The 26,566-nt window shown below is 62.3% G+C and carries 21 protein-coding genes; 13 read left to right on the top strand and 8 right to left on the bottom strand.

Features of this window, described 5'->3' with window-relative positions:
* Positions 1 to 5 precede the first annotated feature (5 nt).
* The 5 genes from P0D73_RS36875 (at position 6) to P0D73_RS36895 (ending at position 6,946) form a co-directional block, all read left to right on the top strand.
* Positions 6 to 761 carry a 4Fe-4S dicluster domain-containing protein gene (locus P0D73_RS36875; protein WP_408178367.1) on the top strand — a complete coding sequence of 252 codons (756 nt, stop codon included), beginning with the start codon at positions 6 to 8 and terminating at the stop codon, positions 759 to 761.
* Positions 762 to 781: 20 nt separating this feature from the next.
* Positions 782 to 1,732 (top strand): dimethyl sulfoxide reductase anchor subunit family protein, encoded by a 951-nt coding sequence (locus P0D73_RS36880; RefSeq protein WP_132382985.1) that lies wholly within the window; start codon positions 782 to 784, stop codon positions 1,730 to 1,732.
* A 435-nt stretch (positions 1,733 to 2,167) separates the two neighbouring features.
* Positions 2,168 to 4,846, top strand: a complete 2,679-nt coding sequence (locus P0D73_RS36885; protein ID WP_408435100.1) for a type VI secretion system Vgr family protein — start codon at positions 2,168 to 2,170, stop codon at positions 4,844 to 4,846.
* Between the two features lie 275 nt (positions 4,847 to 5,121).
* On the top strand, positions 5,122 to 5,709 hold the full coding sequence (locus P0D73_RS36890) for a hypothetical protein (RefSeq protein WP_408435102.1): 588 nt from the start codon (positions 5,122 to 5,124) through the stop codon (positions 5,707 to 5,709).
* Positions 5,710 to 5,788: 79 nt separating this feature from the next.
* Positions 5,789 to 6,946 (top strand): glycosyl hydrolase, encoded by a 1,158-nt coding sequence (locus P0D73_RS36895; RefSeq protein WP_408435122.1) that lies wholly within the window; start codon positions 5,789 to 5,791, stop codon positions 6,944 to 6,946.
* A gap of 54 nt (positions 6,947 to 7,000) precedes the next feature.
* Here the strand turns inward: P0D73_RS36895 and P0D73_RS36900 are convergent, their stop codons facing one another.
* Positions 7,001 to 9,577, bottom strand: coding sequence for an adenosylcobalamin-dependent ribonucleoside-diphosphate reductase (locus P0D73_RS36900; RefSeq protein ID WP_408178364.1), 2,577 nt, complete (start codon positions 9,575 to 9,577; stop codon positions 7,001 to 7,003).
* Positions 9,578 to 9,848: 271 nt separating this feature from the next.
* A complete protein-coding gene (locus P0D73_RS36905) occupies positions 9,849 to 10,130 on the bottom strand; it encodes a DUF3331 domain-containing protein (RefSeq protein ID WP_106311561.1) in 282 nt (93 codons plus the stop codon).
* A gap of 374 nt (positions 10,131 to 10,504) precedes the next feature.
* On the opposite strand from P0D73_RS36905, the gene P0D73_RS36910 reads away from it, so the two are divergent.
* Positions 10,505 to 11,587: an AI-2E family transporter gene (locus tag P0D73_RS36910; RefSeq protein WP_408314097.1), complete on the top strand. Its 1,083-nt coding sequence runs from the start codon at positions 10,505 to 10,507 to the stop codon at positions 11,585 to 11,587.
* 51 nt (positions 11,588 to 11,638) lie between these two features.
* On the opposite strand, the gene P0D73_RS36915 is transcribed toward P0D73_RS36910, so the two are convergent.
* Positions 11,639 to 12,547, bottom strand: a complete 909-nt coding sequence (locus tag P0D73_RS36915; RefSeq protein ID WP_408435104.1) for an alpha/beta hydrolase — start codon at positions 12,545 to 12,547, stop codon at positions 11,639 to 11,641.
* Positions 12,548 to 12,646: 99 nt separating this feature from the next.
* Positions 12,647 to 13,756, bottom strand: coding sequence for an OpgC domain-containing protein (locus P0D73_RS36920; protein WP_132382997.1), 1,110 nt, complete (start codon positions 13,754 to 13,756; stop codon positions 12,647 to 12,649).
* 521 nt (positions 13,757 to 14,277) lie between these two features.
* Here P0D73_RS36920 and P0D73_RS36925 point away from each other — a divergent pair.
* The gene (locus P0D73_RS36925; RefSeq protein ID WP_132382999.1) at positions 14,278 to 15,438 is read left to right on the top strand and encodes a porin; all 1,161 of its coding nucleotides are present in this window, start codon (positions 14,278 to 14,280) and stop codon (positions 15,436 to 15,438) included.
* Positions 15,439 to 15,468: 30 nt separating this feature from the next.
* On the opposite strand, the gene P0D73_RS36930 is transcribed toward P0D73_RS36925, so the two are convergent.
* On the bottom strand, positions 15,469 to 16,416 hold the full coding sequence (locus P0D73_RS36930; protein ID WP_408435106.1) for a LysR family transcriptional regulator: 948 nt from the start codon (positions 16,414 to 16,416) through the stop codon (positions 15,469 to 15,471).
* A 229-nt stretch (positions 16,417 to 16,645) separates the two neighbouring features.
* Between P0D73_RS36930 and P0D73_RS36935 the strand changes: the two genes are divergently transcribed.
* Positions 16,646 to 17,647: an aldo/keto reductase gene (locus P0D73_RS36935; protein WP_408435108.1), complete on the top strand. Its 1,002-nt coding sequence runs from the start codon at positions 16,646 to 16,648 to the stop codon at positions 17,645 to 17,647.
* A 126-nt stretch (positions 17,648 to 17,773) separates the two neighbouring features.
* On the opposite strand, the gene P0D73_RS36940 is transcribed toward P0D73_RS36935, so the two are convergent.
* Together P0D73_RS36940 and P0D73_RS36945 are read right to left on the bottom strand one after the other, a co-directional pair.
* Positions 17,774 to 18,103, bottom strand: a complete 330-nt coding sequence (locus P0D73_RS36940) for a hypothetical protein (protein WP_342960527.1) — start codon at positions 18,101 to 18,103, stop codon at positions 17,774 to 17,776.
* 222 nt (positions 18,104 to 18,325) lie between these two features.
* Entirely contained in the window at positions 18,326 to 18,913 is a 588-nt protein-coding gene (locus P0D73_RS36945) for an NUDIX domain-containing protein (RefSeq protein WP_408435110.1), read from the bottom strand.
* A gap of 123 nt (positions 18,914 to 19,036) precedes the next feature.
* Between P0D73_RS36945 and P0D73_RS36950 the strand changes: the two genes are divergently transcribed.
* From P0D73_RS36950 to P0D73_RS36965, 4 genes are all read left to right on the top strand, one after another.
* Entirely contained in the window at positions 19,037 to 19,792 is a 756-nt protein-coding gene (locus P0D73_RS36950; protein WP_408178357.1) for a DeoR/GlpR family DNA-binding transcription regulator, read from the top strand.
* Positions 19,793 to 20,223: 431 nt separating this feature from the next.
* Positions 20,224 to 23,052, top strand: a complete 2,829-nt coding sequence (locus P0D73_RS36955) for a xanthine dehydrogenase family protein molybdopterin-binding subunit (protein WP_408435112.1) — start codon at positions 20,224 to 20,226, stop codon at positions 23,050 to 23,052.
* Positions 23,049 to 23,771, top strand: a complete 723-nt coding sequence (locus P0D73_RS36960) for a (2Fe-2S)-binding protein (protein ID WP_408178355.1) — start codon at positions 23,049 to 23,051, stop codon at positions 23,769 to 23,771. Before P0D73_RS36955 ends, P0D73_RS36960 begins: the two co-directional genes overlap by 4 nt.
* Complete coding sequence (locus tag P0D73_RS36965; RefSeq protein WP_408435114.1) at positions 23,768 to 25,027, top strand: c-type cytochrome; 1,260 nt, start codon at positions 23,768 to 23,770, stop codon at positions 25,025 to 25,027. The genes P0D73_RS36960 and P0D73_RS36965 overlap by 4 nt, the downstream gene beginning before the upstream one ends.
* Before the next feature lie 155 nt (positions 25,028 to 25,182).
* On the opposite strand, the gene P0D73_RS36970 is transcribed toward P0D73_RS36965, so the two are convergent.
* Positions 25,183 to 25,590: an SRPBCC family protein gene (locus P0D73_RS36970; RefSeq protein ID WP_408435116.1), complete on the bottom strand. Its 408-nt coding sequence runs from the start codon at positions 25,588 to 25,590 to the stop codon at positions 25,183 to 25,185.
* A 131-nt stretch (positions 25,591 to 25,721) separates the two neighbouring features.
* On the opposite strand from P0D73_RS36970, the gene P0D73_RS36975 reads away from it, so the two are divergent.
* Complete coding sequence (locus tag P0D73_RS36975) at positions 25,722 to 26,138, top strand: hypothetical protein (protein WP_408178352.1); 417 nt, start codon at positions 25,722 to 25,724, stop codon at positions 26,136 to 26,138.
* Positions 26,139 to 26,566: the final 428 nt, after the last annotated feature.

Genomic DNA, 26,566 nt, shown 5'->3' on the forward strand with positions numbered 1-26,566 from the left:
CTTTGATGACACAGATGGCATTGGTGATCGATCTGAACGTGTGCGTGGGGTGCCATGCGTGCGTGACGAGTTGCAAGGAGTGGAACACATCGGGCGAATCGGGCAGTCTCGCCGATCTGAATCCGTACGACGCGGATCCGTCCGGCACCTTCTTCAACCGGGTGCAGAGCTTTGAAGCCGGCAGTTTTCCCAACGCCGAGACGATCCATTTTCCGAAGTCGTGTCTGCACTGCGAGGACCCGCCGTGCGTACCGGTCTGTCCGACCGGTGCGAGCTATAAGCGCAAGGAAGACGGGCTCGTGCTGGTGGACTTCGACCGCTGTATCGGCTGCAAGTATTGCGCGTGGGCGTGTCCGTACGGCGCGCGCGAGCTCGACGAAGGGCGCAAGGAGATGACCAAGTGCACGCTGTGCGTCGATCGGATCCACGATGAAAATCTGTCCGAACGCGACCGTCAGCCGGCCTGTGTGCTCGCTTGCCCGACTTCGGCGCGGCTGTTCGGCGATATTCATGATCCGGATTCGGTGGTGTCGAAGGCGATCGAGGAGCGCGGTGGCTACCAGTTGATGCCCGAGTGGAATACGCGGCCGGCGAATCACTATTTGCCGCGTGTGCCGACCGAGGCCGCAGGTTGCGGCAGCGGTTCCTGTTCATGCAAATCGTCCGGCTCGCTGCAGGAGCCGGGCGTGTCGCCGGAATCGCTCGATGCGCAATTCGAGCGCGGCGAGTTGCATCTCGCGTCGATGGCGACGCGCATCTAATGAACCGATAGGACCTCACGATGAATCCCGCATTCTCCGTGGTTTTTCTGACCACTTTGAGCGGCGCGGCGCAGGGGCTGCTGATCGCGCTCGTCGGCGTGGAAACTGCCGCGCATCTTGGCCTGCTCGGGTCGCCTGTCGAGGCGTTCTATGTCGCTGGCGCGGGCGTGTCGGTGGTGTTGGGCGCGCTCGGACTGCTCGCATCGTTCTTCCATCTCGGCCATCCCGAACGCGCATGGCGTGCGATCGCGATGTGGCGGACCTCGTGGTTGTCGCGCGAATGTCTGTGCCTGCCGGCGTTTCTCGCCTGTGCGTTTTTCTACGGTGTCGCGCATTGGTTCGGCTCGCCGTGGTCGCTCGCGATCGGCTGGCTCGGCGTGCTGGCGAGCGCCGTGCTGTTCGTCTGCACGGCGATGATCTACGCGTGTCTGCGCTTTCTGCAGGAGTGGGCTACGCCGCTCACACTGGTCAACTTCGCGCTGCTCGGCTGCGCGTCAGGCTTCACGCTGGCGACGGCTTTGACCGCGTGGTTTGCGCCTGAGTGGACTGCTGGGCTCGCTGTCTGCGCGTGCTTGCTGACGCTCGCGGGTCTCGCGAGCCGCTCGGCGTCGCTCGTGCGCAATGCGCGCTTGCGGCCGAAGTCGACGGTGCAGAGCGCCACCGGCATTCACAATCCGAAGCTGGTGCAGGTGTCGCGCGGCTTCACCGCCGGGGCGTTCAATCTGCGCGAGTTCTTTCATGGCAAATCGGCGGGGACGCTGCGCGGTGTCAAATGGGGCTTTCTCGCGACGGCGTTCGTCGCGCCGGTGTTGTTGATGGCGTTAGGGGCGAGCTTGCATTCGATCGGCGTTTCGCTCGGTCTGCTGGCTGCGGCGTGTCTCGTGCAGTACGCGGGGCTGGTGGCGGAGCGCTGGTTTTTCTTTGCAGAGGCGAAGCATCCGCAGAATCTTTATTACGCGAGGGTGGGGTGAGGAGCGGGGTCGCGCGGGTTTGGGTTATTGACGAGCCATTCGCCATGTGAAAAAACGGTGGGGAAATCATTCTGCAATAGAAGAATCAGAAAATCCGGATCATTTTGACTTCTAAGGCGAATTCATAAGGCCTGCATTTTTTCTGAGGCCTCCGCTGTACCGGTCGGTCAGTTCATTGCTGATAAAAGAACGTCACTGTTAAGTCAAAGGGATCGGCCAAAGGGTGGGCCCGTACGGCCGTGGCTGCTGTATGACGTGTTTACCATCCAACGCTTCTCATGCCGAAGCATTTCCACGTATGCCCGACGCATATTTACAATTCAAAGATTAATGTCGCTTCACACTTGCTGACTATTAGTGGCTGGCCGATTCTTCTGATGTTTTGTAGAATCGCGCAGAGCGCGGTCGCGCAGTCGGCTAACAAGAAGAGGCGGTATGAGTGCGCAGGACATAATCGGGGCGATAACCGGCGGGCTTGTCCAGAGTGACCGCTTGTTGAAGCTGGATACCTCACTGGGAACTGATGTCCTGGTGCCCCAGCGGGTCGTCGGTCGCTCACGAATCGGTCGTGACTACGAGTTCACTGCCGATGTCGTTTCCACATCGGGCGCGGTTGAACTCAAGACCCTGATCGCCCAGCCGGCGACGTTGTGGATCCAGCAGACAGACAAGTCCTATCTGCCTCATCACGGATATGTGCATACCGCATGTCGCCTCGGATCGGATAGCGGGCTCACGAGCTACCAGATCGCGTTTGCATCGTGGATGCACTTTCTGCGCTTCCGTAAAGATGCGCGTATCTGGCAAGACAAGCCGGCCGACGAAATCCTGACCGATGTATTCAACATGCACCCGCAGGCCCAAGGTGCATTCCGTTTCGCCCTAAGCAAGCCCTTGCCCTCGCGTTCGTTCTGCGTGCAATACGAGAGCGACTGGAATTTCGTTCACCGGCTCATGGAAAGTGAGGGACTGTTCGGCTATTTCGAGCAGGCGGGCGACGGCAAGTCGCATACGTTCATCGTCACGGACAGCTTGGACTCGCTCCCCTCACTTTCACCGCAGACGGTTCAGTTCTATCGCGCCGGCACGAACAGCGAGACCGATGCGTTTGTTCTCTGGTCGGGCACACGAATGCTGCAAAGCGTGACGCTCACGACTCGCACCTTCGATTACAAGGCGCCCGCTTCGCCGGGCAATCCGAAGGGGACTAACATCCCGACGCTTCCTACTCAAGGAAGCCTGCCCCAGCAAGCGGAAGTGTATGAATATACCGGGGCTTATAGCTACGGCAAACAGGACCGGGGCGATAGCCTGTCCAAAGTTCGCGTGGAAGAGTGGGAATCACGAGCCAAGCGGTTCTTCGGTGCGGGCGGTGTGCGAGGCGCGGATGCCGGCCGCTGGTTCGAACTCGACAATCACCCCGCGCACGCCGCAGATAGCGCCCAGAACCGGCGGTTCGCAATTATCGAGGCCACCTGGTTCGTTGAGAACAACCTGCCCGCGCCCGGCCACGCTGCGGATTTCCCTGATGGCCTGAAGGGCGACCTCGCGGCCATCAGAACAAACTATGCCGCTGAAGACGGACTGAAAGTTCGGCACGCTGATGGTAGTGAAGGCTTCTTCGTTGTCGAAATTGAGGCACAACGCAAGGCCGCTCCCTATCGCAGCCCGTTCGAGCATCACAAACCTGACATGCATTTGCAGTCAGCGATTGTCGCAGGCCCTGCCAATGAAGAGGTCTACACGGACTCGCTGAACCGCATCAAGGTGCGCTTCCATTGGGACCGGCTCAATAACGGCGATGAAAACTCGTCATGCTGGGTGCGCGTTGCCATGTCCGATACGGGCGGTGGATATGGTGGCGTACATGTGCCACGGGTCGGCGAAGAGGTTCTGATCAGTTGGTTGGACGGCGACTGTGACAGGCCGCTAGTCACGGGCCGCGTCTACAACGGCGCAACACAACCTCACTGGCATTCCAACGGGTTGCTGTCCGGCTACCAATCCAGGGAATATCAGGGCAGCGGCTACAGCCAGATGTTAATGGATGACTCTACCGGCCAGAATCGCGTTCATCTATATTCCACGAACTCCAATGCCCAATTGCATTTGGGGTACCTGATCGATCAGTCCGGTAATAGGAGAGGACGTTACCTCGGCAGCGGCTTCGATCTGAAGTCCGATGCCTACGGTGCAGTGCGCGCGGGTCAAGGTCTGTACGTCACCACCTATCCGGCGGCCAGCCAACCGCTGGACGCGCGGGAAACGTCCGCCCAACTGGTCAATTCGGAAAGCGTGCTCGAAGCGATGTCGAATTCCAGTACCACGCATCAGGCGGAAAGCCTCAAGGATGGGTACGACTCGCTGAAGTCATTCAGTGACGCGACACAGAACAGCGTGTCGGGCTCATCATCAGGTGGAAACACCGCGGGAGGCGGAACGGGGAGTGCGAACGCATTCAAGCAGCCGGTCATGCTGTTTGGCAGCCCGGCGGGCATCGCCATGTCCACGCCGAAGTCCGCACATTTGTCCGCTGACCAGCATCTGAACCTCGTCGGCGGACAGAACATGCATATCGCAGCCGGTAAATCACTGATCGCGAGCGTCTCAGAGAAAATCAGTCTGTTCGTGCAGAGCGCGGGGATGAAACTGTTTGCGGGCAAAGGCAAGGTGGAAGTTCAGGCGCACGCGGACAACATCGAGCTGACCGCACAAAAGACGTTCAAGCTGTTGTCGGCAACGGAAAAGGTCGAGGCGGCAGCGAAGCAGGAAATCCTGCTTACATCGGGCGGTGCGTATATCCGAGTTAGGGACGGCAACATCGAGATTCATGCGCCTGGCAAGATCGATGTCAAGGGCGGCCAGCATTCGTTCGCAGGGCCAACACAAATGTCCGCTGCCATCCCCACCATGCCCGGTTCGGAAGGTAACTACGATCAGGCATTTATCGCGCATTGGGCAGGCACGGATATCCCCGCGGCCAATACGAGGTTCCAGATGTTCTCTGACGGCACGCTCATTTCGCAGGGTGTCACGAACGATCTCGGTGAAACAGGGCTGACGCAGAGTCACGTGCCCAAAGACGTGGTCATTAAATTTCTGGAGAACCATTGATGGGTGACAAGCAGGGCACAGTCCTTGGAACGGGCACGGCAATGCTGACGCCCAGCGGCTATCAGGTTCGCCCGACAGTCGCGCTAAGCAGTTGCAACAGGATCGTGCCACCCGCAGCGGCTTCGATAATCGGGAAATGTCCGTACTACTATCAGCCATAACACGGTGAGTATCTTGAAACGGTAGAAAAGGTTAGCGTCTCAAGTGCCTGGGAAACGGTCAAGGCGTTCGCCACCTCGTGGGATCCATGGAAGGACAAGGAGGTCGCGCGTCGTTTGCTGCATCGTCGCGAGCGGTTGATAGCGCCTGAGAGCACCGATTCCGATTGGTCTCGTCATGGCAATTTCATGATGCGACATGTCGGTTGCGAGCATAAACCGCCCTCGTATTACGTGAGCTATGGGTACTACTATTGCTCTACTTATGGAGCCAAGCTTTATCCGAAGTTGAGTCCGGAAGGGCAGGCGTGGCTACAAAAAGCGCGGTGGCATCTTCAGAAAAATATGGAAGATGGACTCAACAAGAACATGATGGGAGATTTGATTCGGATGAGCAGCCAGAAGCCTGGGAATGGCAGCTTCAAGATGATGGTTCCGCAATACGAACTTGAACTCGACGACGATATGTTCAAGGCCTTCGCGTTCAGGACACACCCTCTGGCCTATCTGGATGGCGGTCTCGCAGATCTTCCGGTTTCGGACCTCGCAAAAATTACGGCGCAACCAAACATTCAGGAGTGGGGTGACGCACGAACGTGGGAGCAGGCGGTCGACAGTGGCAAAGTGGTCCTCCCGAACATGATTAACCGCTCGGATATGGATGATCCCGTCGGCAAGGCTCTCGGCCGACTGCTGGCGAAGTGATATGCAAAAAGCTAAACGCTGGAAAATTTCGATCGGCGGGCTCGCGCTTCTCGCCGCTGTAACCTATGGATACCAGAGCATGACGACAGGTTGGGAAACGATTGCGACCGCCTTTTCAAAAGGTGACAAGCCCTATGGTGGCGGAGAATTTCGTATTCGCGGAAACCAGGTGATCAGTCTGAAGCTCGCAGATCCAGAAATCACTTTCAAGCCAGCGAGTCAGTTGAAGGATCCGCAGGTGGCAGAGCCAACCGAAGAATGGATGAATGACTCCGGCGAGCGCCTAAACCGGTCAACTGTAAATTTCTTGCAGGGGACCATCGAAGCTGGGATAAAGCGCACGTTCCAGCAACGAGGTCAGGATGCCGCATGGTGGTATTCAAAAGACTGGGGTACCGTCTATATCAGCACGGGTTGGATGGATTACAAAGCACCTCGCCTATCGAACGGCCTGGCACCGCAAATTACCAAACTCTGGCGCTCCAGCGACGGCGGCCGCAACTGGACGCAATTGAACTGGCAAGCAGATCACAACATCGGACAGTTGCTGTTTCTCGATCCGCAACGCGGCTATGCAATTGGATGGGGACCTCACATATGGCGCACGGCGGATGGCGGTCAGTCCTGGCACGAGGTCAAGGTGCCGCCGCTCGCCGACGTTGGTAAGCCCCGCAAAACATTTGACGGGATGAACCTGGCCCCCGATGGTGTGCTGCGTGTTGCCTACTATGTCGAACAATCTGGCGACATAAAAACATCCAGTCTTGTCTACCGGCTGAACTGGGACCAGGCGGACTTCGAGCAGGATGTCGTGCTGCCGGACCAGACGGTAGTCGACCTGCAATCATCCCCGCAAACGAGCGGCGGTTACTCGCTGTATGCGCTGTCCCGGTTGGGGGCGCCGCGCAATTGGGATGACCCGAGCGACAAGGGGCATCGCACAGGCGCTGTTTCAGTATGGAGAAACGTCCAGAAAGCCAGTGCGCAGCAGTTGCATACGTTTGACGACGGTTTGATGCTCGATGGTCTCAGCGTAGGTCAGCAAGGGGTGCTGCTGGTCTACGCCACGGATGCGACGGGCGATGGCGCACCACGGGATCTCACCTTCGTCAGCAAGGATTTCGGAAGGTCATGGAGCGACCTGAATGACGGGGCTGCTCAAGGCGGCTACTTCGATCCCGATACGAACACGCAGTACGCGTTGTTTGCCTACACGCTGAAGAAAAGGAAACTATAGCGATCTGGGTTTATCGTCCTTGAATAGGTGGGTCGACGTCACGACCCACCCAATCTACCCGCACGCCCCCACCTCACCACACGCCGTGCAAAAGTCACACCCGTCCTTGCGAATCACCGCATTCGCCCCGCACGACCCGCACTTACGCCCAAGCATCGTATGCAGGCCTTGCGCTCCGCCGGGCTGCGTCAACGCGAGCGCGTCGGCGTCAGTCTCAACGGGATGCGGCCGGATGCCGAAATCCGCCGGCAACGCCGTCTCGGCCCGCATCTGTCCGCGCGGCAAACGCGCCAGCATGCGCGAAGGCACCTGGTTACCTTCGGCATCGAGAAACCCGCGCCGATGCAGAATCTGCTGGATCGCAAAGGCGAGGGCGGCCACTTCCGAATCGTGCCAGCGCGGCGTGCGATGCCCATCGAGACGCTGCACCTCACCGAGCCGGACCTGGCCGCGATCCCACGAAACCTTGCGCATGTCCTGCAAGTTGCGCGCGACAAAACCACCGCGTGCCGCCAGCGACAGCGAACGCATCGTCGCTGTGATCCATTGCTGCGATTCGTCGCGCTGACCGGTCGGAATAAAGAACTCGATAGGCCGTTCGATGGTGACGTCTTCACCGCCCAGCCGTCCCGTGACCTCGATGAACGATACCGCCACATAGAGCGACTTCTTGCCCGCCTGCGTCAGATATTCGACTTTCTCGATGATCGCGGGCAGCTCGCCTTTGGGCCGATGATCGATCGCGATCCGCAACGGGTCGAGGTCGCTCTCGGCCAGCGTGTCGTCGGCTTGCGGCGGGCTCACGCTGAGCACCGCGCCGAGCGTTTCGTTGGGCCGATAGGTGGCGAGACCCTTGAGGCCGTTTTTCCACGCATCGAAGTAGAGGCTTTCGAACGCTTCGAACGGATAGTCGGCGGGCACGTTCACCGTCTTCGAGATCGACGTGTCCACGTACGGTTGCACGGCCGCCATCATGTCGAGATGGTCGCGCGCCGACATTTCCAGCGCGCTGACGAAATAGTCCGGCAGCTTGCTCGTGTCGCCGCCGAGTTCGCGATAGAGCCGATACGCGTAGTCTTCGACATCGAAGGATTCGCGGCCGCCGTCGGCCATCACCTTCATACGCGTGTAGGTCCACGAGAAGGCCGGCTCGATGCCGTTCGACGCGTTGTCCGCGAAAGCGAGGCTCACCGTGCCGGTCGGCGCGATGGACAGTAGATGGCTGTTGCGAATGCCATCGCTGCGAATCGCCTGCTTGATGTCCTCGGGCAGACGCGAGGCGAACGTGCCGGCTTCCAGATAACGCGCGGCATCGAAGAGCGGAAATGCGCCACGCTCGCGCGCCAGTTCCACGGATGCGCGATACGCCTCGTCGCGCATCAGTTGCGCGATGCGCACGGCGAAGTCGCGCCCTTCCTGCGAGTTGTAGCGCAAGCCGAGCATGACGAGCGTATCGCCGAGGCCAGTGAAGCCCACGCCGATGCGCCGCTTGGCGCGCGACTCGTCGTATTGCTGCTGCAGCGGCCACAGCGTGACGTCGAGCACGTTGTCGAGAAAGCGCACTTGTGTGCGCGTGCGTTTGGCGAGGCCGTCCCAGTCGAACGAAGGCTTGCGGCCTTTCATCTGCGCGAACGGATCGATCACGAAACGCGTGAGGTTCAGCGGCCCGAGATTGCAGCAGCCGTACGCCGGCAGCGGTTGTTCGCCACACGGATTGGTGGCGCGGATGGTTTCGACCGCGCGCAGATTGTTGTCCTCGTTCATGCGCGAGATGAACACGATGCCGGGTTCCGCGACGTCGTACGTGGAGCGCATGATGCGATCCCAGATCGCGCGCGCGGGGCGTTCGCTGTAGACCCACAGGCCGTCTTCGCGTTGCCGCACGTCGTCGGCCGCGCGTTGGGCGGGCGAAGGCTCGGCGCGATGCACGAGTTGCCAGGGCTGATCTTCCTCGACCGCGCGCATGAATTCATCGGTCACGCCGACCGAGACGTTGAAGTTATTCCAGCGGCCCTTCGAATGCTTGGCCTCGATGAACTCCAGCAGGTCGGGGTGATTGCAGTCGAGCACGGCCATCTGCGCACCGCGCCGCGAACCGGCGCTCTCGACGGTGCGGCACGACGCGTCGAACACGTCCATATAACTGCACGGCCCGGACGCCGACGAACTGGTGGTGTGAACGCGCGCGCCCTTCGGACGGATCGCGGAGAAGTTGTAGCCGACGCCGCCGCCGCGGCGCATGGTTTCGGCCGCCTGCAGCAAGGCGACGTAAATGCCGGGCAGGCCTTGTTCGTCGACGCCCTGAATCGCGTCGCCCACCGGTTGCACGAAGCAATTGATCAGTGTGGCCGCAATGCCGGTGCCCGCCGCGCTCATGATGCGGCCGGCGCCGAGCGCGCCGTGCCGCAGGTTGTCGACGAAGAGCGCTTCAACCGACTCGCGCAACGCTTGCGGCTCCGCCTCGGCGACGCCGCGCGCGACGCGCTTGAACACATCGTCGGCCGATTGTTCGTCGCCTTTCGCGTACTTCTCTAGCAGGACGTCGAGGGAGAATTGTTGCGGCGCGACGAGTGGAGCGGGCGGCGCGGGGGGCGCTATTTGCGCGCGGGTTTCCGGCGTGTCTTCGGCCATGGTATGCCCTCAATCGGCGCCGCACGGGGCACGGCGCGGTGGGTGGACGTGCGGGTCAAGATAGCGCCGCGCGTGGAGCCGGCAGGTGACTTGACGCAACGACGTCCACCTTAACGCACGTGGCGAAGGGCCGCAATCAGAGGGTGTTTTACCCACGGCGCGGAGCGGGTCGCGCGAGGCGCGTGCCGCTATGTGGGTTGGTCCGCCGGGCAAATCGGGCGCGTCAGGCACGTGGCGGAACGCACGCGCGACGCCGGCAGGCAGATGAGGCTCAGGCTTCGACGCACTCCAGCAGTTCAGCGCAAATCATTGCGGAAGCGTTCAAAGGCGCCGGCCGCTCGGCCGGTTTGAATACCGCGTCGCCGCGGCGAATCTTGCGCCGCGAGACCGCGCAGGTTCCCGAGGTATGTGCCGACCTGCGGCGCCACCGCTGCTCGCCGTAATGACATTTACCCGGCTCGACCCAGCGAATTACCAGCGTCGTGTCCGAACGCTCGAGAATCTCGATGCGGACGCCATTGGTACCGTCAAGGGGGATGGACTCTAAGGTCATCGTCGTCGGCTCCGTATTGTGTGGTGTGCCGAATGTAGTCCCGCGCGCGTCGGATAGCCATTGTGTCGCGGTTGAAACACTGTTCTTCAAATAGCAACAATGAAACTTGACATTCGCGCTATCCCGAAAAGACGGGCCTTCGCGGGCCATTGTTAAGTTGAATTTACGATAGGGCGGATTTTTGCAACGCAGTGTTGTACGCAGTGAGACAAGCGTTCGACCCGCAAAGGGCGCCGGTGCTTCCTTTAAGATGTGGTTATTGATGAGCGACCGTGCAACGGCAGTGTAGCGGTTTTGCATTTTTCCGGTCGGCTCGCGCACACACACCGAAGGAAGTCCCTTGGGGGCACCTTCACAAAACCATAAGAGCTCACATGAATTCACGCCCGCCTGTCGCACCTCCTGAACCACCTGACGCGTCGGACTGCCTGAAGAAGCAGAAAGCGGCTTCCCTCGTGTTGTACATCGGACTGGTGCTGCTGGCGTTGTGGGTCGCGCGCGATTTCATCGCGGTCGTGGCATGGGCCGCCGTGATTGCGATCGCACTCTGGCCGCTGTTGCGCAGGGTCGAGGGCAACCGCTGGTTCACCGGACGCACGACGCTGATCGCGGCTGTCTTGACGCTGGCGATCGCGTTGCTGGTCGTGCTGCCGGTGGGCATCGGCATTGCCCAGGCGCTACGCGAAGCGCATGACATGAACGAGTGGTTCAAAGATGCACAGGAAAACGGCATTCCGTTGCCGGATTTCATCCAGCATCTGCCGTTCGGCGTGCAGCAGGCTTCCACGTGGTGGCAGGCCAACCTCGCTCAGCCGTTGCGCGAATCGGCCGCCATGAAAGGACTGCACAGCACCACGGTGATGACGCTCGGCCGCCATTTCGGTGCGCGCGCGGTGCATGCCGTGGCGGTGTTCGGCTTCATGCTGATCACGCTGTTCGTGATCTTTCAGGCGGGGCCGCGCTTGTCGGGCTCGCTGCTGAAGGGCGTGCGGCGCGGCTTCGGCGACGACGGCGCGCAACTTCTGCTGCGGATGGCCACGGCGGTGCGCGGCACGGTGTCGGGACTGGTCGTGGTCGGACTCGGCGAGGGCGCGTTGATGGGCGTCGCCTATTTCGTGACGGGCTTGCCGCATGTCGCGCTGCTCGCGCTCGTCACCGCGATCGCCGCGATGCTGCCGTTCTGCGCGCCGATCACCTTTGGTCTCGCGGCCTTGTGGCTGGTCGCGCAAGGCTCGGTGGCGGCGGGCGTCGGCCTCGCCGTGTTCGGCTCGGTCGTGGTGTTCATCGCCGAGCACTTCGTGCGGCCGGTGCTGATCGGCAACTCGACGCGTTTGCCGTTCCTGCTCGTGCTGTTCGGTATTCTCGGCGGCGCGGAAACGTTCGGGCTGCTCGGCATCTTCATCGGCCCCGCGCTGATGACCGTGCTGATGGTGTTGTGGACCGACCTCGTGCAATAGTTGCACGGTTTTTTCAGGCCCATCCCATTTCAGCCAGTACTGCTGAACCGTTCAGGGCCGCTGATACGAAGGATGTTCCAGCGGCGGCTGCTGCGGTTGCTGCGGTCGCGACTGCGGTTGCGGCTTCACGCAACCAAGCGTGTATTTGAGCGCCGCGGGCAGCAGCGTGCTCCAGACGTCCCACGTGTGGCCGCCGTCGATAATGCGCAGCGCCGCCGGATTGCCCGCCAGCCGCAAGTGCGTATAGAGCGAAGACGCATCGGCCTGGATCGCGAGGTCGTCATCGCCGGCGGCGATGAACATCGGCAGACGGTACGGCCGGCTCATATAGCGGTCCCACTGCGCCGGATAGTTGAGCTCGTGCCAGACCCGCGCGTCGAACTCGCGCTCGCCGAACACACCGACGCGGCGCGCAGCCGACGCGCGCGGCGGCTCGTTCGGATAGATCGCGGGGCTCAGCAGCAGCGCGCCGCAAAAGCGCTCCGGTTGCGTCATCGCATAGCGTAGCGCGCCGAAGCCGCCCATCGAGACGCCGCCGATCATCCGTCCGCCGCGTTGCGTCGAGACCGCGTAGCGCGCTTCGATCTCGGGCAGCAGATCGTCGAAGAACGCGGTCTCCATCTTCTCCTTGCGATCGACGTACCAGTCCGTGCCGCCTTGCGGCATCACGATCACGACGGGCGGCATGTCCTTGTGCTCGATCAGCGCGTCGGCGGCGCTCTGCAGGTGGCCTTGCGCGATCCAGTCGTTGGCGTCGCCGTTGTTGCCGTGCAGGAGATACAGCACGGGCAGGCGGCCGGCGTCATGGCGATAGCCGGTCGGCAGATAGATCGTGTAAGCCCAGTCGCGGCCGAGGGCGTCGGAATGGAAGGTGCGGCTGATCACGGTGCTGGCGAGCACTGGCGCGCTGCTCGAGGCCGCGCAGAGCGCAACGAGGGCGGAACGTAGGAATAGACGCATGTCAGAGTAGGAGGCCGCGGCGTGGGTCGCGCGCGGCCGTCATGCTATCAGGATCGGCGGTGAATTTTTGAGCAACGGTCGCCGGCCGGCGTACGCCGCTCAGGGCGACGTCCGCAGCCGCCCGGCATACAGCCGGCCGGCCAGACGCTTGAGCGGCTCCGCGCCCAGCGCCACCGCGAACAGCGCACCGATCGCAATCGCATCCGCAAGCAGTCCGAGCGGATAGTTCAGATAGCCGTCCGTCGCCGCGTACAGCACGGAATCGACCACGAGCGAGATCACCGCGCCGGCGATAAAGCACAGCAACCCCTTGCGGCCGATCACGCCGACCCACGGCACCCATTGCGCGAGCTTCTTCGCCCAGCCGAGCTGAATCAGATTCGCGACGAGCCACGCGATGGCGAGGAAATTGACCGCGCGCAGGTACGAGAGGTTTTGTTTGAGACTGCCATCGAGCGGCTCGTGCTCGATAAAGAGCTTGTAGTAAGCGGCGGCCGCGACCACCGCAAACGCCAGCAGGCTGACGACCCAGCTAAGGCGGTGCGCGCTGATGCGCTGATAAACCGGCTGGCAACGGGCCAGCACGCCGAGCACGAACAGCAATTGCCAGGCGAACGGATTGAAATCCCAATGCATGTCCGGCGCGGCGGGCAGGTAGGCGTCGATGGCCGGCGCGCCGGCCCACAGCGCGACGCTGCCGGCCAGCAGCAGCCACGGCTTGCTGCGCGCGAGCGGCAGGATCATCGGCACCAGCAGGGCGAAGAACGCGTACATGGGCAGCACCGAGGCCAGATACGGTTGGCGGCGGAACAGCAGGATGTCGCCGAGAGCCGCGAGCGGGGTGTCCATCAGATCGTCGAGATCGGTGGTGGCGAGATTCGGCCCGTCGATGCTGAACGCAGTCAGCACGGCGCTGACCAGCAGCATCAGCGCGGCGGTGACGAGGAACGCGCGATAGATCTCCAGCGAGCGTCGCAGGAAGCGGCTGCGCGCGATCGTTTCGTTGCGCCGTTCGGCCAGTGCGGCGTAGGCCGTGGCGGTCGCGAAGCCGCCGAGGAACACGAAGACCTCGGCGGCATCGCACAGCGCGTAGGCGTGTAGGGTGACGCGCGACAGAATGCTGCCGCCGATGTGATCGACGACGATGATCAGAAGGACCAGCCCTCGAAAAAAATCGAGTTCGATCAGGCGGGATTGCGACTTTTGCATTGTGTGGCGCCAAAAGCAAACCCCGTGCGACGGCGCGCTGATTCAGCGCGGCAGGCGTCTCACAAGGCTTTTAGAAATTGGATTGGATGCTGCGGCGGATACGCGACCCGCGTCGCCGCTTTCAACCGGCCGGACGTGGCGCGGTTGCAGGGGGCAGTAAAAATGACCCACGTGGCGGCGCGGAGTTCCGCTGCGCCGCCGCAAGAAGGTTGCGATTATATTTCTTTTCGTGACAAATCTGCCTGCGGCAGGGCAAGTCAGCGCGCGTGGGCCGCAGCCGGTATCAAGTCCGCGCGGCGTTGCGCCGTTTACCTGAATGAGCGCCGCGACAAAAGGGCCCAACGCACCAAGTGGAGATTTCGCAACGTTTCGAGATATCGATACGACACCCAATGGACGGCGACCTAACGGCGTGTGAGGATTTCTGAAAGTGCGTCAAGGTCGATGCAGCACCTTGTAAGGCGCAAAGAACAAAGCGGCCGGATCGAGTTGTCCCATTGCTCGAGTGCAGGGAGATCGTCATGAACAAGCAAGTGTTCGCGCTAGCTGTCTCCACCGCTATGTCCGCCGCTTTTGCCGCGCCCGCCCTGGCGCAGACGAGTGTCACGCTGTATGGCGTGCTCGACGAAGGCATCAACTACACGAACAATGTCGGCCGCGGCCACGTTTATGAGCTGGCGAGCGGCTATGCGCAAGGCAGCCGCTGGGGGCTGAAGGGCGCCGAGGAACTGGGCGGCGGCCTGAAAGCGATCTTCCAGCTGGAAAACGGTTTCGACGTGAGTTCCGGGCGGCTCAACCAGGGCGGCCGGATGTTCGGCCGCCAGGCCTTCGTCGGCTTGAGCGCGGAGCGCTACGGCACGTTGACGTTCGGCCGCCAGTACGATTCGGTGGTCGATTATCTGGCCCAGACCACGGCCAACGGCAACTGGGCCGGCTTGCTCTTCTCCCACCCGTACGATAACGACAACACGGACAACTCGTTCCGGCTCGACAACTCGATCAAGTACACGAGTCCGTCGCTGTCCGGCTTCCAGTTCGGCGGCGTCTATAGCTTCAGCAACGACACCAACTTCGCCAACAATCGCGCGTACAGTTTCGGCGGCCAGTATTCTTATGGCGGCCTGCTGGTGGCCGCGGCCTATCTGCAAGCCGACAATCCCGGCAATGGAGCGAACGGGGCGATCACGGCGAACGACGCCAGCTTCATCGCCGCCCGTATGCGTGTGTTCGGCGGTGGCATCACCTATACGTTCGGTCCTGCGACTGCCGGCTTCGTCTATACCAACTCGAACTATCTGGACCCGACCGGCAACGGCTATCTCGGCGTGACGCCGCTCGTGCCGCCGGGCGTATTGCTGAACTCGCTGAAGTATCAGAACTTCGAGGTGAACGGCAAGTATCAGATTTCGCCGATGCTGTTCGTCGGTGCACAGTACGTGTACACGATGGAAACCTACGACGCCTCGACCGGCGGCGTGAAGCCGAAGATTCACTCGTTCGGCCTGATGGCGGATTACAACCTGTCCAAACGCACCGACGTCTACATCCAGGGCGAGTATCAGCAGGTGACGGGCGACGCGACCTATTCGATTCTGGACGACGCGTTCAACGTCGGCACGCAGTCTCCTTCATCGACCTCGAGGCAGGTCGTGGTGCGCGCAGCGATCCGGCACAAGTTCTGAATTCACCTGGGCTAACCCACTCGCCTAACTTTACCTGGCCGCGCCGCGCGGCCGTTTGTGTTTAGGCGCCGCCACAGCGGGCGTCTTTGTGCCGATCAACTCCGCTACCCAGTCGACAAAAATCCGCACCCGCGGCGCCAGATGCCGGCCGTGCGGAAACACCACCGACACCGGCAGCGGCGGCGCCTTCCAGTCCTTCAGCACTTCGACGAGTTCGCCGCTTGCGAACAGCGGCGCGTCCACGCTGCCGACCGGCCCCTGAATCATGCCGAGCCCGGCGAGACAACAACCTATATAGGCATGCGCGCTGTTGACCGAGACGGCGCTGCGCATCGCGACCGTCTTCAGTTCGCCTTGCTCCTGATACTCCCAGTCGAGATCGCGCCCGCTGCGGCTGGAGAAAAAGCCGACCGCGACATGGTCGTCCAGATCGGCGGGCGTGCGCGGCAGGCCGTATTTCTCGATGTACCCGCGCGACGCGCAATTGACCTGCTCGAACACGCCGATGCGCCGCGCGACCAGCGTCGTGTCGCCCATGCTGCCGACCCGCACCGCGCAATCCACGCCGTCCTCGATCAGATCGATCATGCGATCGGTCGCGCTCAGCACGACGCGAATGTCCGGATAACGCGCGAAGAATTCCGGCAGCGCGGGGATCACAACGTGCAGCGCCAAGCGCTCCGGCAGGTCGACGCGGATGACGCCGCGCGGGCCGCTGGCGACGTCGGCGAACAGCGCCTCGGCGTCGTCGATCTCGGCCAGCACCTGGACGCAGCGTTCGTGATAGGCGGCGCCTTCGGGCGTGAGCGCGACGCGCCGCGTGGTGCGCTGAAGCAGCCGCACGCGCAGATGGCTTTCCAGGTACTGGATCGCGTTACTGACGGTGGGGCGCGGCAGTTGCATCTGCTCGGCGGCTTTGGTGAAACTGCCGAGTTGCGCGACGCGCGCGAAGACTCTCATGGCTTGCAAGTGATCCATCGACGACGCTCTCCGTCTGAGACCCAGCCGGACCGGGTTCGGGTGGCTTTCCATCACCCTGATTGTTAACCGTTTTCGACCAATCTGATCGAACGCCGCGCCTTTATCGCTTGTCGGCTCGGGCGCAGAATGCCGCTCAGGCGTGGCGGATCCGGCTTCAAACGCGGCTTCACGCAGGCCGGTTCGCCGTCATCCTAAACGTGATCAAACGACTTCGGGAATGCACGCAATGAATACACGTCAACTGGGCCAGCAAGGCCCGCGAGTTTCCGCCATCGGCCTCGGCTGCATGGGCATGTCCGATCTGTATGGCCCGGCCGACCGCGAGGAAGGCATCGCCACGATTCACGCGGCGCTCGACGCCGGCATCACGCTGCTCGACACCGGCGACTTCTACCGCATGGGTCACAACGAAATGCTGATCCGCGACGCGCTGCAAGGGCGCCAGCGCGAGAACGTGGTGGTCAGCGTGAAATTCGGCGGGATGCGTGATCCGGCCGGCGGCTGGATCGGCTTCGACGCGCGGCCGGCGGCGGTGCGCAATTTCCTCGCGTATACGCTGCGGCGGCTCGGCACCGACTATATCGACGTTTACCGCCCCGCGCGACTCGACCCGGCGGTGCCGGTCGAAGAGACCGTCGGCGCCATTGCCGATCTGGTCAAGGAAGGCTACGTGCGCCAGATCGGCTTGTCGGAAGTCGGCGCGCACACGCTGCGCCGGGCGCGGGCCGTCGCGCCGATTGCCGATCTGCAAATCGAATACTCGCTGATGTCGCGTGGAATCGAGGCCGAGATTTTGCCGGTGTGCCGTGAACTCGGCATCGGCATCACCGCGTATGGCGTGTTGTCGCGGGGTTTGCTGAGCGGCACGTGGTCGAAGGAGCGTGGCGCGCAGAAGGATTTCCGCAGCGTGAGCCCGCGCTTTCAGGGCGAGAACCTCGAGCGCAATCTGGCGCTGGTCGAAACTCTGCGCGCTATCGCCGACGCGCGCGGCACGAATCCGGCGCAACTGGCGATCGCATGGGCCTTGTCACGCGGCGACGACATCGTGCCGCTGGTCGGCGCGCGGCGCCGCAGCCAGTTGACGGACGCGCTCGCGGCGACCGAGTTGCGCCTGAGCGCCGACGAGTTGGCGCGCATCGAAGCTGCGATTCCGCCTGAAGCCGTGGCGGGTTCGCGCTACAACGAGGTGCAGATGGCGCATCTCGACAGCGAACGCAGCGGGCATTGATCGGCTGATCGGCTATTGGGAAAAGGAAAGACGTAAACGAATCGCGCGCCTTGGATAAGGGATTATCACAAGGCGCGCGAATTTCAGACTATGAATATCGAGCGGCGTATTAAAACGGATTAGCGCTCAATTCATCACGTAATTCTGAAACAGAATGCCGACGATAACGCCAAACGGAATACCGAACGTCCGGCCGCGAAGGGTGGCGTTGATGTCCTCGTCGAGGACGAAGCTGCAGCGGCGCTCGCGCCAGACGGTTTTATAGGCCAATGGTTTCGCGTCGACGATCACGATGGAAATCAGCGCGGTCATCGTAACCTGTTCGAGTGCATGCAGTTTGGCCATAAACGGCGAAAATTCGCCTGCATTGCACAGGAGCACCATGATGACGGCGGCAATCAGGGTGCCGAAGAAAAAACCGTTCATGAATCGGTTTGCGGAACTGAGAGAATCCATTTGAACCTCGGCTTTACCCGCAGCCTTGATAAAGGCGGCGAATTAAAAATATTCTGACGGAAAGGGTTTTCCATTCGATAAACCGGCGTCGCCTTGACTGCGGCGCCGGTCAATCTCACACGGATGCGTAAGAATATTTTTACTGCCGTGTTCAACCTATCGTCCTTTTCCTAATGCCGGGTAGGATGATTCCGAAAAGCGCGGAAACTCGCCACGTTCGAACTACGTGCCGAACAGATTCAGTTGGGCGTACTGCAACAGCATGATGGTCTTTCCGTCGACGATTTCTCCGCGCTCGATCATCGCCAGCGCTTCGTCCACCGGGAACTCCAGCACCTCGATATCTTCACCTTCGTCGGGGAGGCCGCCGCCCGCGCCGACTTTCGCCACCGCATCGTATTCAGCAACGAAAAAGTGCAGTTTCTCCGTGACCGAACCCGGGCTCATGAAGGCCTCGAATACCTTGCGGACGTCGCGCACCCGGTAGCCGGTTTCTTCCTCGACTTCCGCGCGAATCCGTTCCTCCGGCGACGCGGTCTCCAGCAGCCCGGCCGGCGTCTCGATCAGCATGCCGTGATGACCGTTGACGAACGCCGGCAAGCGGAATTGCCGCGTTAGCACGACCGTGCGCCGGTGCGGTTCGTAGAGCAGCAGCGTCGCGCCGTTGCCGCGGTCGTAAGTTTCGCGGCTCTGGCGTTGCCAACTGCCGTCGGCGCGCTGGAAGTCGAAGGTGGTTTTTTTCAGCACGTACCAGTCGTCCGACAGCACCTCGACGTCGACAATCCTGACCCGTTCGGCGATTTCGTTCATGGCTCGCATCCTGTCCTGTAGGGAAACGCGGTTCGCTCCGCATGCGAATCATGGTATCGTGCGATATCGTGCAAAAACAAGTAATTTCGTGCAAGTCGATAAGACTTGCTAAGGACCGCCGCCGTGCTCACATCGCAAAGAAAGCAACTGATACTCGATGCGCTCAAGCGTAACGGGCAAGTGGTCGCCAAAACCTTGAGCGCCGAATTCGACGTCTCCGAGGACACGATTCGCCGCGATCTGCGTGAGCTCGCAGCCGAGGGCCAGCTACAGCGCGTGCATGGCGGCGCACTGCCGGCGTCGCCGGCGGCGGCGGACTTTGCCGGGCGCGAGCGTATCGAGTCGGCGTCGAAGGCGGCGATCGGCCGGGCGGCCGCGGGCATGATCGTGCGTGGCCAGATTGCGTTCGTCGACGGCGGCACGACCGCGGTGCAACTCGCGCGTCATCTGCCGCGTGACTTGCGGGCGACGATCGTCACCCATAGCCCGAGCATCGCCGTCGAACTCGCGGAGCATGCCGAGTTGGAAGTCGTGATGATCGGCGGCCGCCTGTTTCGGCATTCGATGGTCAACGTCGGCGCCGCGGCAATCGAAGCGCTCAGCCACATTCGCGCGGATCTGTATTTCATGGGCGTGACCGGCGTGCATCCGCAAGCAGGCCTGAGTACCGGCGATAGGGAAGAGGCCTACGTGAAACGCGCGTTCGCGGAACACGCGGCGGAGACGGTGGTGCTGGCGTCGGCGGAAAAACTCAATGCGGCCTCGCCGTACAAGATCGCTGATGTGACGGCGGCGAGCACGATCGTCGTCGAACGGAATACGGACGAGGCGTTGACCGCGCCGTTCGAGGCGTTGGGTATCACAATCGTGCGGGCATAGTTGGGCATGCTGATTAAAAAGTAGAAAAACCGCCAGAAACCGCTGTAAACCCGCGAATATAGCGGACCATACGAGATCCGTTATTTGCGAGATAGGGCGCAAAATTTGACGCCCCGCGGCAAATCAGCGCGATAATCCCGCCCCTTGCCCTCTGTGGGGCGAGGACAAGGCAACTCACGGTAGTTCAAGGTCAATCAGATCGACTGCGGCACGACCGAAGTGACGGTCGTCGCAGGTCGCCGGTACGCCCGGGCGTTAAATAGCGTCCGCGGTTCGAACACCTCCCTCGTGGTGATAGCCGTCCTGCGCAGGTTCGTCGCGTGCCAGCACGCACGCGGCCGCGCGCGCGTGACGGCACGTGTCTTCCTGACGCCGGGAAGGAAAGGCCTTGATGGCCCGTATTGCCGCCGTATTCACTAAAGGAGAAGTCCATGGGGAAACTCGACCTTTCGCGTCGTAGTTTTCTGAAGGCCAGCGTGTTGGCGGGTGTGTCGGTGTATATCGCGCCGATGGGCAGCCGCGCATTCGCTGCGTTGTTCGAAGAAAAAATCCTGACGCCGGTGCAGTGGGATGCGGCCAACGGTCAGGCAAAGTTCCGCATCGACGGCATTGCCAAGGTAACCGGCTCGAAAGTGTTCGCCCGCGACATCCGCGCCGCCGACATGCCGCACTGGCCGCAGCAGCAGTCGCACGCTTTCATTCTGCGCACGACGCAAGCCGACCGCAGCTACGAAGGCTTCGACCTCACGCTGCTCGCCGACGACCTGAAGCCCGACCGGGTGATCACCGCCGCCGATCTGGCGCGCGACGGCCTGATCTTCCCGGCCTTCTATGGCGACGACATGCTGCTGCCGCCGGGCAAGACGCCCGCGTATCTCGGCCAGGCGGTGGCGATCCTGATCTATCACGACTTCGCGCGCTTCCGCTTCGCGAAAGATAAGCTGAAGTTCCAGGATCAGATCATCCGTTACGGCGCGCAAACCGGCGCGCTCGAACGTGATCCGTGGGGCACGTTCCGCTTCGTGCGCGTCGGCGGCAAGACCCCGTACGACGACGACACCTTCTCCAGTCTGAAAGACGCGCCGGTGTTTCCGAGCATGATGCGCAAGCACCAGGCGGTGTGGCCGGACGGCGGCGAGCACGGCAAGCTCGACGAGCAGGGCATGTTCCACGCCGCGCGGATCCAGCAGGAATTGGATCAGCCGTCGGCGGACTGGCTGGTGATGGAGCGCGAGTACAACACGCAGTCCATCGACACGGCCGCGCTCGAGCCCGACAACGCGAACTGCTGGTACGACGCGGCGACGCAATCGCTTCACATGGTCGTGCCGACCCAGGCGCCGTCCGAGGTCGCCGACAGCGCGGCCGGCATGGTCGCGAAGTGCGCGTTCCCGGTGAAGCACCTGTTCACTTACCCGTGCTACACGGTGGGCTACGGTTCCAAGGATCACTTCAACGTGCCGTTCTACGGCCTCGTCTGCGCGATGTATGCCGATGGCCGTCCCGTGCGCCTCGCCAACGATCGCTACGAGCAGTTCCAGACCTCGTTGAAGCGCCATGCGTTCAAGATGAACTACCGCATCGCCGTCGACAGGAAGTCCGGTTTGCTGCAATCGTTCAAGGCGGAGATGGAAGCGAACGGCGGCGGACGCTGCAACTTCTCGCCGTCGGTGGCGATGGTGGGCGCGACCGCCGCGCAGTCGATCTACTACTTCCCGAAGAACGATCTGTCGGCGGTGGCGCTCGCAACGCGCGCGATCGACGCCGGTTCAGCACGTGGCTACGGCACGCTGCAGAGCATGGCCGCGACCGAGATGATGGTCGATGAAATCGCCGCGCGGCTCGAACTCGATCCGATCGAGTTCCGCCTGAAGAACGCATTGCGTTCCGGCATGAAGAACACACAAGGCGCGGTGCCGGCCGGCGCGATTCGCGTCGACGATGTGTTGAACAAAGCGAAGGTGCATCCGCTGTGGCTGAACCGCGCGAAGCGCAAGGCCGAGTTCGAAGCGGCGCATCCGGGCAAGCGCTACGGCGTCGGTTTCGCCTGTGTGCAGAAGGACTTCGGCACCGGCGCGGAGACTTCGTTCGCGAAGGTCGAGTTCAGCGCCGATGGCAAGATCAGCCTGCAACACACGGCGGCCGAAATCGGCACCGGCATGTCGACCTCGCAGGCCGTCGCGGTGGCGAAGTGGCTCGGCAAGCCGGCCACCGACGTGCATGTCGCCATCACCGACTGGCCCGATCTGCCGGTCGTCACGAGCGGCGATCCGTACATGATGTCGCAAGCCGATCAGGACAAGCTCGCGGCCAATCCGCGCTGGTCGCCGGGCTACGCATCGCCGTCGAGCGCGACGAATTCCGCTTACTACTTCACGCACAGCACGCGTGAAGCGGCGCGCGTGGTGTTCGCGCATGGCCTGTGGCCCGCGGCGATGTCGATCTGGAGCCAGGGCAGCGGCGGCGGTCAGGCCGCGCCGCTGGTGGTGCGTATCGAAGACGCCCGCTGGGTCGACGGCAAGCTCTCCGCGGCCGGCCTCGAAGCGTTGTCGTTCGAACAGCTCGCGAAGAAGGCGCACGAACTCGGCCTCGTGACCGGCGCGACCGTGCACGTGTTCAACCGCTGGCAGTGGACCGAAGCGGACTTCGAGATCGACGGCAGCGTCGAGCGTTGGCCGCTCGACGGGCTCGCTGTGCGCTATGGCGACAACGCGTCGGCCGACAAGCAGAAGATGCAGACCACGGCGAATCGCTACCGCGTGCTGGACCGCCAGCGTGTGTTCATTCCGCCGGTCCAGCGCAACAACGCGGCCGTCACGTACTACAGCGCGGTCGGCACGCTGGTCGAACTGTCGGTGCATGAAGCGAGCGGCAAGGTCGATCTGCTCGCGCATCACTCGATCATGGAGTGCGGCAATCAGATCTCGCCGCAACTCGTGTCCGGCCAGTTGCAGGGCGGTCTGGCGATGGGCATCGGCCACGCGCTGCACGAATATCTGCCGCTCTACGAAGACGGTCCCGGCAACGGCACGTGGAACTTCAATCGTTACCACTTGCCGCGCGCGACGGACGTTGCCGTCTGGACCCAGACCGACGAAGTGCTGCCGCCGCTGACCGAGACCGATCCACCGAAGGGCATCGCCGAAGTGGTGATGATTCCGGTGGTCGGCGCCATCGTGAACGGCATCGCGCATGCGATCGGACATCGTTTTACCGACCTGCCGGTCACCCCGCAACGTATTCAGGAGGTGCTCGCATGACGGCCCCCAATCAAACCAACGCAGCTGTCGCTAGCGGCGCGGTGAGTACTGCCGCTGCAAGTGGCGCTTCCGCTGCATTCGGCGCGGCTCCCGCGAGTGGCGCTTCCGTGGCTTCGGCCGCCGACGCCGCGAGCGCGCCTGCTCCCGCCGTGGTCGAGCGTCCGCTGACGCACTTCCGTTCGATGCCGCTGTCGATCAAGGTCAACGGCGAGATCGTCGGTCCGACCGATGTGCCCGCCGGGCTGATGATGATCGACTACCTGCACGAGTACCTGCACCTGACGGGCTCGCGCCTCGGCTGCGGCCAGGGCATCTGCCACGCGTGCGTGGTGATCGTCGACAAACCGGACGGCACGAGCGAAGAAGTGCGCACCTGCATCACCGGCGCGAATTTTTTCCACGGCAAATCCATTCGCACGATCGAAGGCCACGCGAAGCGCAACGAAGCGGGCGAGGTCGTCGAACTGTCGCCGATCCAGCAGAAGTTTCTCGAGCACTTCAGTTTTCAGTGTGGCTACTGCACGCCGGGCTTCGTCAATGCGGCGACCGTGTTGATCGAACGCCTGAAGCGTGAGCCGGTTGCCAAAGACAAGGTCGAGGCCACGATTACGGAAGCGCTGAACGATCACATCTGCCGCTGTACGGGCTACGTGCGCTATTACGAAGCCGTGAAGGAAGTCGTGCTGACGACGCCTGGTCTCGTAAAGGACGCCGCATGATGAGCCGACCGATCACCTTGCGCCGCGCGCTGCTGCTGCTCGGTACGACGCTCGCGCTGAGCGCTTGCGGCAAGCACGACGACTCCGGCGCGCTGGCCGCGGCCGCCGCATTGGGACCGCAATCCACCGCCGCCGATCCGCTCGCGCGCGGCCGCTACCTCGTCAAGGCCGCCGATTGCGCTGCCTGCCACACCACGGCAGACGGCGCGCCGTTCGCCGGCGGCGTGAAGCTGGCTTCGCCGTTCGGCACCTTCTATGGCACCAACATCACGCCGGATAAGGACCACGGCATCGGCAACTGGAGCGCGGACGATCTGTACAAGGCGTTGCATGACGGCGTCACGCCGGACAAGCAGCTTTATCCGGCGATGCCGTACACGTCGTACCGTCAGTTGTCGCGCGCGGACAGCGATGCGATCTACGCGTACCTGATGGCGCAGAAGCCGGCCGCGGTGGCGAATCACGAGCCCGAGCTGTCGTTCCCGTTCAACATGCGATTCGGCGTGCGTTTCTGGAACTGGGTGTTCCTGAAGGACGCGTTGCCGGATGCATCGACTGGACGCACGGCGGAGTGGAATCGCGGCCGCTATCTGGCGAGCGCGCTCGGCCATTGCGCCGAGTGTCACACGCCGCGCGGCACGTTCGGCCAGCTCGACGGCGCGAAGCCGCTGACCGGCGCGGCACTCGGCCGGATCGCGGCGCCGGATATCACGCCGCACGGTCTCGCGGCGCGCGGCTGGAGTGCGGCCGACCTGCAGACGTTCTTCGCCACCGGCATCGCGCCGCAGGGCTCGGCATTCGGCGAGATGTATCCGGTGGTGCATCTGAGCAGCCAGTACCTGACGCACGACGACTTGCGCGCCATGTCGACCTATCTGCTCGGCGACCAGGCGCCCGCGCCGCAACCGCTGCAGTCGGTTTCCGCGGATGCCGCTCAGCTCGAAGCAGGGCGCAACGTGTATCTCGCCGTGTGTGCGGGCTGTCATGGTCTGAACGGCGAAGGCAAGCCGCATGTCGCCGTGCCGATGCACGGCAACTCGACGCTGCGTCAAAGCGATGCCCACAATCTGATCGTGGCGATGCTCGACGGCATCGGCGCGCAGGATTTTCCGGGCCTCGAACGGATGCAGGATATGCCGGGCTTCGCCACGCAACTCAACGACGCGGAACTCGCGCAGCTCGCCAATTATTTGCGCGCGAGGTGGGGCGGCCAGCCTGCAGATGTGACGGCGGATGCGGTGAAAGCGCTGCGCTGAACCGTAGCCGCACTTCTGGCGCTTGATATCAGGCGCCAGGAAGCGTTCAAAGAAACCGGTGCTCTTTCGTTAAGGGCGCCGGTTTTTTTACGCGTGAGGGTCATGCGCAAGCAGCAGCGTGGACAAAAACCGTCAAGGCCGCGCACGCACTTTCGTCAATCGCGCCCTTCGACCAACGCCTTCAGCTTGCCCAAATCCCGTTCGACCCATTGCGCGTCAGCGGCAAATTTCCCGTCCGTCATGCCGGGCACGCGAAACAGTGTGAATTGCACATCGCAGCCGCTGCCGTTCGCGATCACCCGCAGCGGTATGTAGATCTCGCTGCCGTCCGGCAAGAGAACGTAATGGTCGAGCACGCCATACTCGTTCGGCGCGGAAAAGCGCACGGTCGTCGTGCCTTCGCTGCCTTCGAAACGCCATGTCGCACCGTCATGGCCCAAGGGCCGGCCCAATCCTGATGCCCATTCGGGAAATGCCGCCGGCTCCAATGTGAAAGCGTAAACCTCGCGCCAGTCACGCGCGATGTGGACGCTGATGATTTGCGCCTGCGCAGGCTCAGTCATGATGTCTCCTGTGAACGGCGCGCAATGAACTCGCGCGCTGCGGTCCGCTCAAATGGTATCGCGCCGCTGCCGGCTTGCGGCGCTCCTTACGTTTCGCCGTAGGCAAGACAGATTCCTTTCACGGAGACTTCATGAACAATCGCGCGACGCAGATCCTTCCTCATCATAGTTACGTCTATTCGCTGGGCGCGCCGCTGGCCTGTGTGCAAGGCACGATCAGCAAGGTGTTCGCCAGCCCGGAGAATCACAACGGCGCCAATCACCAGCACTTCGTCATCAAGATCGACACGGTCGTGAAGTTCGAAGGCGGTACGGAAAAACTGGTGGGCACCGAGGTCTTCGTCGCCGTGCGTTTCGGCGACAACGAGGGCCTCGCGCACGAGATCCCCAATTTGCAGGCAGGGCAGCCAATCGAAGCGCAAGGCGAATACATCCCCGACGCCAGCGCCTATCCCACCGAAGACAATCGCAATCCCGTTCTGCCGGTGCTGCACTTCACGCATCATCCGATCGGCTACGTGAAGTACCAGGGGCAGTACTACAGCTAGCCTCGTTCCATCGAGCCGGACGGACGCCGGGCCGTCCGCGCGCCGACACGATCCTCCTTGACGCCTACCGCCGCCGCTGGCAATTCAAGTTTTGACGCCATTCTGCCGTTAATGCAAACGTTATCGTGCGCTTGCCTGGGCTTCGGCGTGCGTGCGTCCTGCATGGCTTGCAGATGCGCAGCCTGATCCGCCATCGGCGCATGAAACGCGGTCAGGTAATGACGAACTTGCGGCGGCCACGCGGATGCCTGACGGGCACGCGCCGCCGTACACGTTGCACGCGCAACGATGTCCGCAATACTGTGCGTAAGGTTTGTATCAAAGTATGTGGGTTGGCGCGTTTTTTATAAAACGCACTTTACAATTCCGCTTGAATTTTAATCGGCAGTCTGGCCCTTTTCGCGGACGATGGGCTGTTTTGGCGGGCG

The sequence above is a fragment of the Paraburkholderia sp. RL18-101-BIB-B genome (genome assembly GCF_046026985.1).
GTDB lineage: Bacteria > Pseudomonadota > Gammaproteobacteria > Burkholderiales > Burkholderiaceae > Paraburkholderia.

What these genes read in the sequence shown, in the direction of transcription:
- P0D73_RS36930 (WP_408435106.1), bottom strand. Translation starts at nt 16,416, where the DNA reads ATGGATCACTTGCAAGCCATGAGAGTCTTCGCGCGCGTCGCGCAACTC.
- P0D73_RS36910 (WP_408314097.1), top strand. Translation starts at nt 10,505, where the DNA reads ATGAATTCACGCCCGCCTGTCGCACCTCCTGAACCACCTGACGCGTCG.
- P0D73_RS36895 (WP_408435122.1), top strand. Translation starts at nt 5,789, where the DNA reads ATGACGACAGGTTGGGAAACGATTGCGACCGCCTTTTCAAAAGGTGAC.
- P0D73_RS36875 (WP_408178367.1), top strand. Translation starts at nt 6, where the DNA reads ATGACACAGATGGCATTGGTGATCGATCTGAACGTGTGCGTGGGGTGC.
- P0D73_RS36880 (WP_132382985.1), top strand. Translation starts at nt 782, where the DNA reads ATGAATCCCGCATTCTCCGTGGTTTTTCTGACCACTTTGAGCGGCGCG.
- P0D73_RS36885 (WP_408435100.1), top strand. Translation starts at nt 2,168, where the DNA reads ATGAGTGCGCAGGACATAATCGGGGCGATAACCGGCGGGCTTGTCCAG.
- P0D73_RS36945 (WP_408435110.1), bottom strand. Translation starts at nt 18,913, where the DNA reads ATGAACGAAATCGCCGAACGGGTCAGGATTGTCGACGTCGAGGTGCTG.
- P0D73_RS36915 (WP_408435104.1), bottom strand. Translation starts at nt 12,547, where the DNA reads ATGCGTCTATTCCTACGTTCCGCCCTCGTTGCGCTCTGCGCGGCCTCG.
- P0D73_RS36920 (WP_132382997.1), bottom strand. Translation starts at nt 13,756, where the DNA reads ATGCAAAAGTCGCAATCCCGCCTGATCGAACTCGATTTTTTTCGAGGG.
- P0D73_RS36955 (WP_408435112.1), top strand. Translation starts at nt 20,224, where the DNA reads ATGGGGAAACTCGACCTTTCGCGTCGTAGTTTTCTGAAGGCCAGCGTG.
- P0D73_RS36965 (WP_408435114.1), top strand. Translation starts at nt 23,768, where the DNA reads ATGATGAGCCGACCGATCACCTTGCGCCGCGCGCTGCTGCTGCTCGGT.
- P0D73_RS36905 (WP_106311561.1), bottom strand. Translation starts at nt 10,130, where the DNA reads ATGACCTTAGAGTCCATCCCCCTTGACGGTACCAATGGCGTCCGCATC.
- P0D73_RS36940 (WP_342960527.1), bottom strand. Translation starts at nt 18,103, where the DNA reads ATGGATTCTCTCAGTTCCGCAAACCGATTCATGAACGGTTTTTTCTTC.
- P0D73_RS36925 (WP_132382999.1), top strand. Translation starts at nt 14,278, where the DNA reads ATGAACAAGCAAGTGTTCGCGCTAGCTGTCTCCACCGCTATGTCCGCC.
- P0D73_RS36960 (WP_408178355.1), top strand. Translation starts at nt 23,049, where the DNA reads ATGACGGCCCCCAATCAAACCAACGCAGCTGTCGCTAGCGGCGCGGTG.
- P0D73_RS36900 (WP_408178364.1), bottom strand. Translation starts at nt 9,577, where the DNA reads ATGGCCGAAGACACGCCGGAAACCCGCGCGCAAATAGCGCCCCCCGCG.
- P0D73_RS36935 (WP_408435108.1), top strand. Translation starts at nt 16,646, where the DNA reads ATGAATACACGTCAACTGGGCCAGCAAGGCCCGCGAGTTTCCGCCATC.
- P0D73_RS36970 (WP_408435116.1), bottom strand. Translation starts at nt 25,590, where the DNA reads ATGACTGAGCCTGCGCAGGCGCAAATCATCAGCGTCCACATCGCGCGT.
- P0D73_RS36975 (WP_408178352.1), top strand. Translation starts at nt 25,722, where the DNA reads ATGAACAATCGCGCGACGCAGATCCTTCCTCATCATAGTTACGTCTAT.